The 13,966-nt window shown below is 54.8% G+C and carries 11 protein-coding genes and 1 pseudogene; 6 read left to right on the plus strand and 6 right to left on the minus strand.

Going from position 1 to position 13,966, the window contains the following annotated elements:
* Window positions 1-245: 245 nt before the first annotated feature.
* From MR935_RS05375 to MR935_RS05385, 3 genes are read right to left on the minus strand one after another with little or no spacing between them, the layout of a single operon-like run.
* Window positions 246-4,721 carry an S-layer homology domain-containing protein gene (locus MR935_RS05375; protein WP_290571743.1) on the minus strand — a complete coding sequence of 1,492 codons (4,476 nt, stop codon included), beginning with the start codon at window positions 4,719-4,721 and terminating at the stop codon, window positions 246-248.
* The gene (locus MR935_RS05380) at window positions 4,718-5,098 is read right to left on the minus strand and encodes a hypothetical protein (protein ID WP_290571745.1); all 381 of its coding nucleotides are present in this window, start codon (window positions 5,096-5,098) and stop codon (window positions 4,718-4,720) included. The genes MR935_RS05375 and MR935_RS05380 overlap by 4 nt, the downstream gene beginning before the upstream one ends.
* Window positions 5,099-5,107: 9 nt before the next feature.
* Complete coding sequence (locus MR935_RS05385; protein ID WP_290571746.1) at window positions 5,108-5,461, minus strand: hypothetical protein; 354 nt, start codon at window positions 5,459-5,461, stop codon at window positions 5,108-5,110.
* A gap of 198 nt (window positions 5,462-5,659) precedes the next feature.
* Here MR935_RS05385 and MR935_RS05390 point away from each other — a divergent pair, with 198 nt between their 5' ends.
* The 6 genes and pseudogenes from MR935_RS05390 (at window position 5,660) to MR935_RS05415 (ending at window position 10,397) form a co-directional block, all read left to right on the plus strand.
* The gene (locus tag MR935_RS05390) at window positions 5,660-5,782 is read left to right on the plus strand and encodes a hypothetical protein (RefSeq protein ID WP_290571747.1); all 123 of its coding nucleotides are present in this window, start codon (window positions 5,660-5,662) and stop codon (window positions 5,780-5,782) included.
* Between the two features lie 18 nt (window positions 5,783-5,800).
* Window positions 5,801-5,977 (plus strand): annotated as a pseudogene (locus MR935_RS05395) (LytR/AlgR family response regulator transcription factor); the annotation flags it as partial.
* Window positions 5,951-6,391 (plus strand): LytTR family transcriptional regulator DNA-binding domain-containing protein, encoded by a 441-nt coding sequence (locus tag MR935_RS05400; RefSeq protein ID WP_442863016.1) that lies wholly within the window; start codon window positions 5,951-5,953, stop codon window positions 6,389-6,391. The pseudogene MR935_RS05395 and the gene MR935_RS05400, both read left to right, overlap by 27 nt.
* Window positions 6,388-6,945 (plus strand): hypothetical protein, encoded by a 558-nt coding sequence (locus MR935_RS05405; RefSeq protein WP_290571749.1) that lies wholly within the window; start codon window positions 6,388-6,390, stop codon window positions 6,943-6,945. Before MR935_RS05400 ends, MR935_RS05405 begins: the two co-directional genes overlap by 4 nt.
* 40 nt (window positions 6,946-6,985) lie before the next feature.
* Complete coding sequence (locus MR935_RS05410; RefSeq protein ID WP_290571751.1) at window positions 6,986-8,488, plus strand: hypothetical protein; 1,503 nt, start codon at window positions 6,986-6,988, stop codon at window positions 8,486-8,488.
* A gap of 7 nt (window positions 8,489-8,495) precedes the next feature.
* The gene (locus MR935_RS05415) at window positions 8,496-10,397 is read left to right on the plus strand and encodes an ATP-binding protein (protein ID WP_290571753.1); all 1,902 of its coding nucleotides are present in this window, start codon (window positions 8,496-8,498) and stop codon (window positions 10,395-10,397) included.
* A gap of 354 nt (window positions 10,398-10,751) precedes the next feature.
* Here MR935_RS05415 and MR935_RS05420 read toward each other — a convergent pair whose 3' ends face one another.
* The 3 genes from MR935_RS05420 to MR935_RS05430 all read right to left on the minus strand — a co-directional run bounded on the left by MR935_RS05420 (window position 10,752) and on the right by MR935_RS05430 (window position 13,959).
* Window positions 10,752-11,630: a helix-turn-helix domain-containing protein gene (locus MR935_RS05420; RefSeq protein WP_290571755.1), complete on the minus strand. Its 879-nt coding sequence runs from the start codon at window positions 11,628-11,630 to the stop codon at window positions 10,752-10,754.
* Between the two features lie 200 nt (window positions 11,631-11,830).
* Window positions 11,831-12,574 (minus strand): type 1 glutamine amidotransferase, encoded by a 744-nt coding sequence (locus tag MR935_RS05425; RefSeq protein ID WP_290571757.1) that lies wholly within the window; start codon window positions 12,572-12,574, stop codon window positions 11,831-11,833.
* Window positions 12,575-12,588: 14 nt separating this feature from the next.
* A complete protein-coding gene (locus MR935_RS05430) occupies window positions 12,589-13,959 on the minus strand; it encodes a Mur ligase family protein (protein ID WP_290571759.1) in 1,371 nt (456 codons plus the stop codon).
* Between the last annotated feature and the right edge of the window lie 7 nt (window positions 13,960-13,966).

A 13,966-nucleotide genomic window follows, 5' to 3' on the forward strand; every position in this document is an offset into this window, starting at 1 on the left:
ATTGCTCAGCAGCTTGAGTGCAACTACTTGAATAGCCAGCAGGGGTCTGACAAGACCTCAGCTTTGCTATACCTTTTTGGGCCATCTTTTTTCACCACCACCATTCATTTTGGGGGTTGACTTCTAATAGTTAATCTTTCGATGTTGTCAATCATCTGGTTATCGGAGAGCCAGCCATTCACTGGCTCCCCATCTTTGTAGTTGCTCCACTGGCCGCTGTCGTTCTGCGTCCAGCCGTTTACGGTCTACGGGTCGATGACGATCTCCACAAACCGCCGCAGGACAGCGGCAACCTCGGCGCGGGTGGCGGTTCCTTTCGGGTCGAACCGATTTCCGTCCTTTCCGGCCAGGATGCCCGCCTGCTGCATGGCTTTGACCGCATTCTTTGCCCAGCTACTGATCTGGCCATTGTCTGCAAAGGTTACTGCCTCCAGTGTTTTCGGGATGGGATACTCCATCTTTTCCGCATAATTTTTCATAATGACTGCCATCTGTTCCCGGGTGATGTTGGTATCCGGGGAGAAGGTGGTTTCAGTCGTGCCGCCCACAATGCCGGTCTGCGCCGCCCAGTTGATATAAGGGACGTAGTAGGCATCCGCTTTTACATCAGTGAACTTGCCTGCTTTGTAGTTGTCCGGGCTGATCCCCGCCAGCCGCCCCAGGGCGGTGACAAACATTCCTCTGGTCATGCCGGTGTTGGGGCTGAAGGTGGTGTCACTGGTGCCGGAGAGCAATCCCCGGCTGGTCACAAAGAGGATGCTGTCCTCTGCCCAATGGCTGCTGATGTCGGTAAAGGCCGGGGCAGGGTTCTTGTAACCTACACCGTAGATGCTGAAATGCTCTGCCTCGAAAATGACCGCTTGCTGGCCGGCGTCATAGCTGGATTTGCTCAGCCATTCCACCTTGCCGTCATCGTCCACATAGACTGCGTAAAGGTTGCCAGCCTGTTCACCCTTTGCCGGAATGTAAGGAATACGCACTGCGATCGTGTGACCGCCCAGGCCGGTGATGGAAACTTCCTTGCCGCCGGAGAGATGGGCCAGCGACAGGTCATAGGCCGGTCTTGTGCCGATGGCGGCTTTGGCCGCGGACGAGCCAGGTACATCCACCTGTTTTACCCGGAAGATAATGTCCCCGCCTGCGGATGTGGTGTCCAGCCATTTGAGCAGGTCAGCGTCCATTCCCTCAACAATCACGCCATCAATGTCAATTTTCAGTTGTTTTACCTTTTCTCTGACGAGGGTATCCAACGTCTGGGGCTTTAGTATCACGCTGAAGGAGGTCTGGCCTGCCGCCGGGATGATGGGGATGGTGACGGCAATCCTATTTCCGGTGTTGCCGTTCTTATTCGTCTCCGTCTTTGCCGCATTGATTGCAGACTGGACAGCACTGTGATCCACCGCCGCGTTGCCGTCTGCATCCGGCTTGACGGGTTTGGTTTCGCTCGCGGCAGGAATGTCCGGCTTGATTTCGTCTGGCCGGTCTGCAATAGTGCGGGTAACCGTTTTGTCCTGGTCATTGTATCCATCTACACCGGTATAGTCCGTACTTGAGTCATCGGCGACAGAGATATAGGCCGGATAGCCGCTGTTGCTCACAGTGGGAATAACCGTACCATCCACCCAGTTCCAGCCTTGGATGCTCAAGGCAGCCTGAGAAAGCGACTGGCCATAAGAAATCCGGTTGGCAGCTGTCGGTTCTACGACAGCGTCTGTAATGCGGATGGAAAAGGCTTTGGTAAAGTCAGTATTCGCCCCTTTTCCGTCGGCAATCGTCGCTTTCAAAGTAAATGCGCCTATTTTATTAATCGTTAGCATTTGGCCGTCTATCGCTGCATTTGCGGTATTTTCACCTTCGATGGACCAGACGATATCCTTGTTTGCAGCATTGGCAGGAGCGACAGCGGCAAGGCTGCTTAAATTAAATTTACCTGTTTTGCTGATCTCCTCCAGGGTGATATCCTCTACGGGATAAAACATCGCACCGCTTATGGTAAAGGCCGCACTTGCCGTTCCCCAGATATTTCCTGAATCGTTGGACGTACGGTTGGTGTTAGTTGTGCAGGAGCCGCTATAGGTTCCGTTTACCGTTTTTACTTCACTCACCACCGCGCCCTCCGGCAGCCACAGATACAGCTTGCCGTTGCCGTCAGTAAGCATATTGTCCATGCCATACGTATAATTGGAACCACCCCTTTTGATGGTCAGCCCAAGCACTTGGGCGTTTTTGGATAGGGTACTGCCGCTGCCGATGGTGAGCGTGGCACAGTAAAGCAGCGCGTCGCTTGTATTCTTCGGCTGCTTGAAATCGTTTCGCGATGAATTGTGCAGCCTGTTCATATTTACGCTGCCGCCGGTAATGACGGCCTGTGTATATGGATTGGAAAGTGCTCCGCCTTCTGAGTAAAGCCTTCCGCCTTCCGCATAAACCGTTCCGCCCGTGATAGTCACTGTGCTTGGCGCGTTATATGCCCCGCCGATTCCGGCTGCACCATAGTTGCCTGACTTTGCTTCTATGCGCCCGCCATGGATACCGATCGTGGTTCCGCGCAGGCCAATCCCATCGCTATTTATCTCTGCCGTCAGCGTAGGATTTCCCTCGATTGCAAGCGTTTTTGCCCAAATGCCGACATTGTAACTAAACCGGTCCGCTGATTGGGCACTGTTTTTCACCGTCAGGCTGCCCGTTCCCTGGATCGTGAGCGCAGCTTCCGAGGCCGCCAGCACTGCGCCATGCCTTACGCTTGCCTCCATTGTGCTGCTTCCCGTAAGGACAAGGGTCAGATTTCCGCCGTTGCTCACAAGGATGGCAGGCCGATTCTTATCTCCCGCGTTTATCGCCACATCCCGCAGCGTCAGCGTTACATTTGCGTTTTCCGCGATCTGAATCTGATGGTCTGTGGTAGTCACGCCCTCTGCCATCGTCACCTCAGCCGAGCCGGTCTCGCTGCAAGTCAGAAAGCCGTTATCATAGGTATAGGTGACGCCGGAGGAGTCTTTCACCTGAAGCTGCGGCTGGCTGCCCCATATGGCCTCGTTCTGCGTGTCAAGATCGACGGTTTTATCCCCGTAGGTTTGGCCGTTTAACGTCACCGTTATGGGTTGCTCTCCGTGAAGAAGCATCGCTGCCTCGATTTGTGCTGTGGCTTTTCCGTTCTCCACGGTAAAGCTTGCCTGCTCATCCTTGTATTGATCTTCTCCTGTGCCGATGGTCACCGTACCGGTCACCGCTTCGCCGGATGCTGTCAGGCCGTCCGCATAAATGAGCAGCTTCAGGCTGTAACGATGCAGGATATGGCTCTGATCTACGTTTTGGGTATCAGCATTGATGTCACCGTTTACCTCCACAGAGCCGCCGGATATGGTCACACTGCCGCCGCTGTACTTGCCTGCATCCCCTGCGTAACCGATGTTGCCATTAGCGGTCACCTTGCCTCCGGTGATGGAGATCGAACCGCAGGGAATGGTCGTGCTGTCCGTATATGTGTTCTGTCCGCTGCCGATAGCGGCTCCTCTGCCTCCTGCCGTGGCGGTCACCTTGCCGCCTCTGATGGCGATGCTGCCCACCGAACCGCTGAGTCCACCGCCGATACCGGCCGAGCCATTTCCGCCGATGGCAGTCACATCGCCTTCGATGATTTCAATCACTCCCGTATTTCCGTCAAAGGAGCCGCCGATCCCAGCCGCGGACAGTCCTTCATAGGAATGATGGCCGCCCTGGGCTATGACAGTTCCTCCTTCTATGCGGATGGTTCCCATCGTCCGCACGCCCTGCATCTGTCCGTTGAGGAAATAACCGGGGCCGCACGCGCCGATGCCGGCGGCGCTGCCTCCTCCGCCGTCGCCAACTGCCAGCAGGGAACCGTCGCTCTCACCGGTGATCGTCAATGTGGTTCCTCCATTGACGCAGATTCCTGCCCCGCCGGTATAATAGCCTTTCAGCACATTCTCTCCCTTTAAGGTCAGGTTCAGTTTTGCCCCGTTTACAAGTGTAATGACGGAACAGTAGGAATAATCTGAATCCATGATGCCATAGCCCGCGCTTCGGTCGATGGTCAGATTCTCAATGGTGAGATTTAATGTCACGCCGTCAATGAACAAACCCCTTCCACAGTCTGCCTGACCGGTGGAAACTGCGCTGCCGGTCAGAGTCTTTCCTTCATAATCGCTTAGGTTGCCGCTGTCGATACGAATCACTCCGAAATACGATTCCTGCAGCCTGCCGCCTATGACACTTTTGTCGCTAAGCGGCAGTTCGGCGATATTCAGGGTGTCCCCGTCAGCCATCAGCATCACTTCGCTGCGTTTCTCCATCAGCTCCAAGGCAGGGACGCCCTCCGCCATGCTGTATCCGTCAGGACGGGCGGCAGTCTCTTTTCCAAGGCAGGCGGAGAGGCCTATACCCTCAGCGGCGCAGACCGGGCAGTCGGGGTTAGCCGCATCCGCCCGGCAGCGAGTTTCACAGATACATTCTGCCGGGTCATCCCCGGATACGCCGGAAACGAGTCCGCTGTCCTGCCGATTGCAGATTTCGCACACATAGGCGCAGGGTGTCCCTTCGGTGCAGCCGCATGTCTCCGTATGCTCTGTGTGGTGTTCACACAGACCCGTATGGGCGGTAGCTGCACCGGCACCCACCGCAAATACCGGCATCCCGGACATGGTAAAAGTCATGGCCGCCGCCAGTAAAACTGCGAGGGGCCGCTTGCAATCCAGCTTCATTTTATTTCACCCTCCTTATCCATTTGCCTAAATCCCTTTGCTGTCTGCAGCAGCTCAAGGACTGCCTGCTGCAAGCTTTGTTCCGCCACAGGCTTCACCAGAAATGATTCGACCTGCATCCTGCGGCTTTGGGGTTCAAATTCCGCCTGGTCACTGATCCACAGGAGAGGGATTGTTTTGCTGTACCCCCGTATGCTCATGCAAAAATTCATCCCTTTGGCTCCGTCCTCCATGACCACCACCGCGTCATAAGGCCCATCCCGCTGCATGGCGTAGGTGCAAAACACGCCGTTGTCAAAGCGGTCTACTTTGCCCAGCTTCATCAGCAAAGCGGTTTCTTTTTCTTTCTGGCTATAACTGCATAATGCAATCCGCATTTTATACCTCTATTTCGTTATGGGCTTTATTGCTTCATACAGCTCCTGTTCAGAGCAGGCGATCGGCAGAAAAGCAGAAACCCGCAAATGATATGCCATCAGGGCAAAACTTTCGTCATCGCTGCACCAGATGACCGGTATTTTTGGCGCCAGTGCCCTTGCCTGTATGACCGCTTCAAGCCCTCTGGCCCCCGGCAGGGCAATGACAACCGCATGGTATTGGCCCCGCCTGACCGCATGGGCAAGCTGCTTTTCGTTCCATAATTCGTCAATCTCAACCTGTTCATCCCCGCAAAAAGGGGAGCGCAGCCTGTTTTCAAACTGGTCAGCGTTTCTTAGCTCCGTACAAAGTGCGATCCTCATGTTCGGCCTCCTCTCCTGCATATTGAGAATAAAAAAACAGACCTTTCCACCTGAAAAGTCTGGTATTATTAGGGTAACATCTTGTCAAGGGAAAATCAACCGACTTTGTTCAAGACGCAGGTTTTCCGTTTAAGACGCAAGCTTTTTCCTGCGGTTTTATGTTATACTGATACTGGGTTATTGTGCAAAGGAGATGGTATGATGCAGATTGCAATCGTTGATGACAGAGCAGAGGACCGGAACGAATTGTCCGCCTGCCTTGAAAAATATATGCAGCAGAATCATCTGGACTATACGCTTACTGAGTTTGAGGATGCATAGCATTTCTTAAATGCCGCTGCACAGACAGATTTTCAGCTTGTCTTTATGGACATCTATATGGAGGGCATGGATGGGATGGAAGCAGCCAAAAGGCTGCGTCAGAAAAACAGGCTGTGCAAGATTATTTTTCTGACCATAACCGAAGATTATGCCAGAATGGGGTATAGCTTGTCGGCCACCTATTATCTGCTCAAGCCGCTTTCGCTTCATCAGTCGGACTTTGATGAAGCGATGGAGCTGTGCCGGTTAAAACCGCCCTATGAGGTGATGACGCTCACGGTTACGGTTGACCGCCAAAGGCTGGAACTCCTCACAGAGAAGATCCTATACATAGATTACCAAAACCGTGTGACGCGGATTCATACGGCTGAACGTGTCACACCTGTCAGTGGGAGTTTTATGGAAGTTACCGCCGCATTGCAGCAGGACAAGCGCTTTCTAGCCAGTTATCGCGGTATCTTAATCAACATGGATTATATCAGTCATATCGACAGCCAAACCATTCGGTTGATAAACGGAGAGGGGCTTCCCATCGCTCTGCGCAATGGAAAGCATATCCGGGAAAATTATCGTCAGTATGTTTTTTCCAAGATGGGAGGCATTGTATGAGCAAAGTCAAAATACGCCGGCGCGTTCTGGCTTCCTGTCTGGCCTGCCTTTTCTGTTTTACAAGCAGCCTGACTGTGTTTGCGGCTGCAGCCCCTTCCAACGCTGATGAAATACCAGAGAATCCTCCCAGTGCACACAGTGAGATGCCGGATGTGTCGGATAGCGGCAATCCAGAACCGCCAAAAGCACAAGCGCAGGTCCTTGTTACGGCAATACAGAACGAAACGGAACTGGCATCCCTGCCATCTTTTACCCTGCCTCTTAGAACTACCCCATCCAACGATGACCTGGCAGGAATCTATCGGCTGGCCCTTCAGTATCAGATCATTTCCGCCACTGTAACGGCGGACGGAGACAGCCGTGAGGAAACTTTTTCGGTCGCATGGGATTTTTCCGCCATCGACCAGACCGCACTGGGCGAATACACGGCAGTGGGCAGGATTGAACTGCCGGAGGGCTATGCTTTTGGCGAGAATGTGCTGCGGGAACTTCAAATCCCTGTCCGGGTGGAAGAAATGCCGCCCGTTGTTATCACTTCGGTGGAGCGGTGGTAACCCTTACACAGATGCTTTTGCGCTCTTACAGGGCAGCGAAATGGAAGCGCTGGAAGAATTATTTACGTTTTCCCCTTACCATTTGGAATGTTATGCGGAAAACGGAAACAGTTACACCGCTATGGTGGAATGGGATTTTTGCGGCATTGATTTGAGCGCTGTTGGGCTGTACTATGCAAAGGGAAATCTCCCGCCCCCGGAAAACACTGTGTTTGCACAAGCCCTGAATTTGCCGGAGATTTCCATCCCTATTTCTGTGCAGGCATCCGGAAAGCCGGACATCAACTGTATGCTGGCGGGCAGAGGAAACCTCTATTTCCCGTGGGTGACGCCGCCGGGGAATCTGGAAGAAGTCAGCGTATGGCTGTCCGAAAACAACGGCCCCTGGATATGCTTGGAGGATGGCGTTTATGTTGGAGCAGAAATGCTTTCCATTGCGACCCGTTTGCTGACATACGGCAGCAGCTACCACCTGCAGGCAGATTATGATGGCGGGCAGACCGATATTCTATCCTTTACTTATTCGGATGAAATCGTCCTTGAGGGGTATCACGAAGGGGACCGGGACGGAGGGGATGCAGGTGGGAATCCGCCCGATGACATCGTCCAGCCAAGTCCCGAGCCTCCCGGAAATGCCGACGGCAGCAAAGAAAATTCTGATGACCGGCCGCCTGTCCAATCTCCCGACCCACCTGCGGATACGCAGGTGGGTGATTCGGGTAAAAACGATGCCCCCTCCATACAGGAAAATGACAGCACAACCGGGGCAGAGCAACCGCACTCTGACGCTGATACCGATAACAGTCAGAAAAGTGAATCTCCCAATTTATCCGGTCAATCAGCCGGCGGTGCACCGCAGCCGCAGACCTCTGAAACGGAAGCACAGACCGATGCCGGCGAAATACCCCGCCCCCTCCCCCTTTCTCTTTTGAAGCCTTCGCGGGAAAGAAAAGAAGCGGACGAAAGCAGCCCAACCGTTCCCGCGGAAAGCAGAGCTTCTGAAAACGCTGCTTTTTTAGAAAGTTTCGGTGAAACCACAGACCGGATTTCCGGTGTACGCTTTTTCATGATGCTGCAAGCAGGCAACCAAAGAGCCGTGTTTTCCAAGCAGGGTATCACCATCAGCATCCCCAAAGACGCTTTGCCGGATGGAATCCAAAACGAAGATCAGATCGCGGTCACCATCCAAAAGGAACAGGACGGTGGTTTCTCTTTCCTGTTTTCCATCAATGGAACCTCGCCTGAATCCCTTCCCGGTGTTTTTGTCATGCTGCCGTATTCTGGCAAGCCAGCGGCTGACACCCTGTACCTGTTGGATGAAAATGGTGCAGAATACTCTATGACGGGCTACGACGATACGGCAAAAGCCGCTTCTTTCCAAATCGACCACACAGGGACTTATACCATTGCGGTAAAGGAAGATACCGCAGCTTCTTTGACAAAGGCAGCCGGCCCAGAGAGTCACCAGCCGTTCGCACGCTTTCCGGTTCTGTTATTTTTGCTTGTCCTGTCTGCCAGCGTGTTTTTCATAAAAAGGGGATGAAAATAGGATGGTATCTTCTGCTGTAAGAAAGTATGTTGCTTTATGTTTAATCTGCCTGTGTTCGTCCCTGCTTTTTCTTGGCCTGTATCAGTTCAATAATAAGTACAGTCAGGATACAATCCAGGCGGCAAATGGAATTCTGGTGCTTTCTGAGAGGGAACTGCAACAGTCGCCGCTGCGCTTTCTTGTATCCGGCTGGGCGTTCTACCCTGACGCGCTTCTGAGCCCGGAAGAAATACGGCATTCCAGCCATTATATGCGGTATCTTTCCATCGGGGAGCAGACCAATTTTTCCAGTCCGGCAAACCCTTCTCCTTATGGCTGTGGGACTTACCAGATGACCTTGTTTCTGCCGGAACGCAAAGACGGATATGCGCTGGAAATTCCTGAAGTATTTTCTGCTTACACCCTTTACCTGAACGACGACCTGATCCTGCAAATGGGGAAACCAGCGTCCGGCACACCGCTGATTCAAAACCGTATAGTCACCTTTTATGGGGGAGAGCCGGTTACCCTCACCATGGCGGTCAGCAACTACGATCATTTTTATGGCGGAATCATTTATCCTCCTGCTTTCGGGACGATGATTGCAGTAAGCACCTCCAGAGGCATTCGGTTCGCAGTCTGCCTATTCGTCTGTACCATTATGTTCGTCTGTGCGCTGCTGGCCTTTTATTTCAGCAAGCGGATGAAACAGAAAAATACTCTGCTGTTCGGGCTGATCTGCCTTGCCATGTGCGGCCTTTCTTCCTATCCTGTGCTGCATATGTTAGCGGCGGTTCCTGTGTTCCCCTGGTATGCGTTGGAACTGTTCTGCATCTATCTGGCTGCATGGCTGATTGTGATCCTGCAAAACCGGATATGCAAGCCAGGATTTCTGCCCGCGGCCATCAGCAATGGGGTGGGCGCTGCCTTTTGTGTGTATGCGTTGGGGTATGGAATGATAGCCTCCCATCTTTCTCTGGCGGCGATCCGCTTCTTTTCGGCATCTGTCTTTTGCTATAAAGCGGCTTGCGCACTCTATCTGCTTATCACTGCTGTGCTTGCCATTCACAGGGGACAGAAACGCAGCAAAGCGATTTTCTATGCTACCGTGGCCGCAACCTGCGCCTTTGTATGGAATCGGCTTCTGCCGGTTTATGAGCCTGTTATTGGGGGATGGTTTGTGGAATGGAGCAGCTTCTTTTTGGCAGCGGCGATCGGCTATTCCCTCTGGCGCGATGTGGTGGAAGGATATGGGAACAGTCTGGTTTTTCAGGAGGAGCGCAAGCAGGTCATCCGTCAGCTCTCGATGCAGACCGAATATAGCCGCCAGATTGCTGAAACGGCAGCAGAAAACCGGAGGCTGATCCACGACATCAAACATCATCTGCGCACCATAGACCGGATGGCAGCCGAACACGGACAATCGGATATACGTCTATTCCTGTCCCAGGTGGAGGAGCAGGTGGCGGCAGTATCCAGCTATTCCCATGTTGCATTCTGTCAAAATCCCGCCGTAAATGCGCTGATCGAATATTACTATGGCATGATGCAGACGCAGGGGACAGAATTTCAGGTGCGGCTCGATCTTCCCGATCAAATACCACTGACAGATGTGGAGCTGTGTACGGTGCTTGGCAATCTGCTAGACAATTCAGTAGAAGCGTGCGGCCGGCAAAAACATGGTGCGCGCCGTATTCTGGTCGCGGGAGAAACCAGAGGCAGCATGTATTTTCTGAAGGTGGAAAACACTTACAACGGTCAGACAATGCAAGAGAGCAGTCTGTTCCTTTCCCGAAAAGGGATCTCCCCCTATCATGGGATCGGGCTTTCCTCCGTCCGGAAAATTATTGAAAGCCATGGCGGCGACCTTGATATTATCCCCCGCGAGGGCGTGTTTCTTGTGGGGATTACGATAGGGTTGTGAAAAATCGAGGCGGACAAGCTGTGCGTATTGCAGACCCCCGCTTAGTCGGCGAATTGGAAAAGACCGCCCGGAAAGTAATGAAGCTGATTCGGAACGGGGGCTTGTTCCGCTCCTGCACAACCGGACGCCCTGCGCATCAAAAAAAAACGATGCTGACAGAATTGGCAGCATCATAACAGGATGTAAAAATCAGCCTTGCCTGTATCGGCTTCCTAACCCGAAAGCATTATCGCGGAAATGCTCAATCACGCAGCAGAAAGAAGAACAGCGTGACTTTACGCCACGCTGTTCGAACTAAACTTTATTAAACTTGTGTTATTATACGCTGCCGTCAGCGTGACTTTTTTATTACTGCTATGGCATGGCCTTGCCGTGCATGGCTTCGAGATACTGCTTCTTGTACCGCATGGGCGAGATGCCCACCACCTTGGTAAAAATGGTGTTGAAATAATTGGTGTTGTCGTAGCCCACCAGCGTGGCGATGTGCGTGGCTGTGTAGTCCGTCGTGGTCAGATAGGTCTGCGCCAGCCCAATGCGCCGCCGTATCACATACTGGATGGGCGAATAACCGACACAGCGCTTGAACACATGCGAGATATAGGACTCGCTGCACCCAAACGCCTCGGCGATGGCGGCCAGCTGCATCGGCTCGGTATAGTGCGCGTCCAGATAGCGGCGGATGCGGTCGGCCATTTTCATGTCATCCTGCGAGCTTTGGTGGACGAAGGAGGCCTCGTCCAGCCCCCGGGCGATCAGTAGAAAGGCCGTGCCCAAGCACTGGGCGAGCGCCTTGCCGGCCAAATCGGTATCAAGGCTCTGGTAGGCCTGCTCGCACAGCTGGCTGAGAAACTCAAACTGCATACCGGAGGATCGCACCGGATGGCTGCTCGCCGGGATGATGTGGTTCTGGGGCAAGCCCTCAAACTGCAAGCCGAAAAAGGCAAAGCAATAGGTGCCGACCTCTGTGCCCGAGATGCTGCGCACCTCGTGGGACTCATCCTGATTGTAAAACAGGATATCGCCCTCCTGAATGGGGAAGGAATGGTTGCGGATCGCATAGGAGGCAAAGCCCCGGTAAACCAGCAGCAGCTCGCAGAAGGAGTCGTGGCTGTGCATCGGGCGGTCGTGCTTTGCGCCGCCGAACTGCTGCTTCGTGATATAGAGGAGCGTTGGATGCTTGCCGCCCGCAAACGCACGCGCAAGATGATCGGATTCAAAATACGGATTCAGCACACGGCAGCACCTCCCTTGGGCACAGCGTATTTTTTGCCTATATTATCGCACAAACAGCCCGGACACTTTTCAACAATCCTGCACTTTTTGCCCAGCGTTCACAAAGAATATTGCACAAAAATAGGGGATGCGGCTTATAAGACTACACATTCTTGGCTGCGGGCGGCAGGGCGGCCTTATCCCGCAGGGCGCGCCGCCCCTCAAGCCTTGCTGAGCCGCTTCTGCATATAATCGTGCGCGTTCTGCTCGAGTGTGTCGTCCAGAATCAGCAGCGGCTCGGCCGCGCCGTACTTGCGCTCGAGCGCAGTTTGCAGGATAAAATCGCACAAAACCGGGTTTTTGGGCAGCAGCGAGCCGTGCGAATAGGTGGCGAACACATTGCGGTAGCGCGCCCCCTCGGTCTGGTCCTCGCCGTTGTTGCCAAAGCCCGCCACCACCATGCCGAGCGGCGCGACGCTTTCGCCCAGATAGGTCTTGCCCGAATGGTTTTCAAAGCCGACCACCAGCGCCCCGCTGCTTTCGGGCGTGGTTTGGAACATATAGTTGCCGATCATGCGCTCCTTCGCGCCGACGGTGTGGATATCGAGCGCGCCGATGAAATCGAGCTGCACGCCGTCCCACGTCTTGTAATACTGGCCGAGCATCTGGTAGCCGCCGCAGATGGCGAGAAAGACCTTGTCCTCCTCGACCGCCGTGCGGATATCGCGCCCCTTGCCCCCGGCAAGGTCGCGCAGCAGCACCTCCTGCTCAAAATCCTGCCCGCCGCCGATGAAAAAGATATCGTACCCGTCAATATCGAGCGACTGGCCGATCGAGCACTCGTCTACCGTCACGCCGATGCCGCGCGCGGCAAGCCTGCGGCGCAGGGTGATGATATTGCCCCGGTCGCCGTACAGGTTGAGGATATCCGGGTAAAGATGGCAGATATTGAGTTCGGTTTTCATTTGCTCCGCCCCCCTTATTCGTAAAATGCCTTGACGTTCGTGCGGCGGCCGATCTCGCCGCGCAGGTCGAACATCGCGGTGTAGGTCGGCATCAGAAAGGCGGGCGTGTCGTCCGCGCCGATCTCGTCGAGCAGCGCGCCGAAGTCACGCACGACCGCCAGCCTGTCCAGCGGAAAGCCGGCGTATTTGAGCCGCAGCGCCATATCGTCCGCGCGGATGCCCGAGACCAGCACGCGCGTAAACCGCGCCTGCTGCGCGGCGAGCGACTCAAAATCAACGTCCCATATCCACGAAATATCCGTGCCGTCGGCAAATCGGTCGTTGAGCAGAAAGGCCAGCTTGCACACCCCGTCGTCATGCGCGATCAGGTTGATGACCTGATTGAAGCCCGCCGGGTTTTTGACCAGCAGCATACGCGCCTGACACGCGCCAAGGCTGAACTGCTCGGCGCGGCCAAAGCCGCACTCAAACGCCGCCAGCGCGCCGAGCGCAGTCTCCTCCCCGATGCCGACGACGTGCGCAGCCGCGGCCGCCGCCGCCGCGTTGTAGATGTTATACCCGCCGGGCAGGTTGATGTGTACCTCATGCTCCCGGCCATACACCGAGAGCAGCACGTCGGAGGCATCTGCCCCGGCGGACACCACCTTGGTCACCGCGATATCGGGCGCGTGGCGCCGGTAGCCGCATTTGGGGCAGCGGAAGCCACCCAGATGGCCGTAGGTGACATAATCGTATTCATATTCGGTCTTGCAGCGGATGCAGTAGGGCGCGTCGGACAGCTCGTGCGCCGCATCCTCGTAGATCGGCACGTTGACGCCGAACCAGACCACCTTGTTGGGCAGGGCCCGGGCGAGCGAGGCGGTCAGCGAGCAGTCGGCGTTGAGGCACACGGTCGCCTCCGGGATGTGTGTAATGCCCTCGCGGATGGCGTTTAGGGTGTGAGTGATCTCGCCGTAGCGGTCGAGCTGGTCGCGGAAGATGTTGTTGACCACCAGACATTCGACCGGCAGGAACTTGCTCGCCGTGCGGAAGGCGGCCTCGTCGCACTCGATCAGCGCGTGGGTGTACGGGCATTTGCCGGAAAGCGTGCAGTGCTGCGCGAACACGGCGATGATGCCCGTGAGCAGATTGGCGCCCGATTTGTTGGCAAAATACCGCAGTCCCGCGTCCTCAAACGCCTTTTCGATCATGCGGGAGGTGGTGGTCTTGCCGTTCGTGCCGGTGACGACCGTAACCTTTACCCCTTGCGACAGCGCGCCGAGGATATCGCCGTCTATGCGCAGCGCGAGCTTGCCGGGCAGGTTGGTGCCGCCGCGGCCAAGGCGGCGCAGCACCGCGCCCGCAGCCTTGCACACGAGCACGGCCAATCTGGTTTTGAGTTTCATAGGTTTA

It is taken from the genome of Agathobaculum sp. (assembly GCF_022775115.1).
Lineage (GTDB): Bacteria > Bacillota > Clostridia > Oscillospirales > Butyricicoccaceae > Agathobaculum.

Coding starts and splice junctions, on each gene's coding strand:
- MR935_RS05390 (WP_290571747.1), top strand. CDS start 5,660: ATGATGCAGATTGCAATCGTTGATGACAGAGCAGAGGACCGGAACGAA.
- MR935_RS05385 (WP_290571746.1), bottom strand. CDS start 5,461: ATGAGGATCGCACTTTGTACGGAGCTAAGAAACGCTGACCAGTTTGAA.
- MR935_RS05380 (WP_290571745.1), bottom strand. CDS start 5,098: ATGCGGATTGCATTATGCAGTTATAGCCAGAAAGAAAAAGAAACCGCT.
- MR935_RS05375 (WP_290571743.1), bottom strand. CDS start 4,721: ATGAAGCTGGATTGCAAGCGGCCCCTCGCAGTTTTACTGGCGGCGGCC.
- MR935_RS05410 (WP_290571751.1), top strand. CDS start 6,986: ATGGAAGCGCTGGAAGAATTATTTACGTTTTCCCCTTACCATTTGGAA.
- MR935_RS05405 (WP_290571749.1), top strand. CDS start 6,388: ATGAGCAAAGTCAAAATACGCCGGCGCGTTCTGGCTTCCTGTCTGGCC.
- MR935_RS05415 (WP_290571753.1), top strand. CDS start 8,496: ATGGTATCTTCTGCTGTAAGAAAGTATGTTGCTTTATGTTTAATCTGC.
- MR935_RS05425 (WP_290571757.1), bottom strand. CDS start 12,574: ATGAAAACCGAACTCAATATCTGCCATCTTTACCCGGATATCCTCAAC.
- MR935_RS05430 (WP_290571759.1), bottom strand. CDS start 13,959: ATGAAACTCAAAACCAGATTGGCCGTGCTCGTGTGCAAGGCTGCGGGC.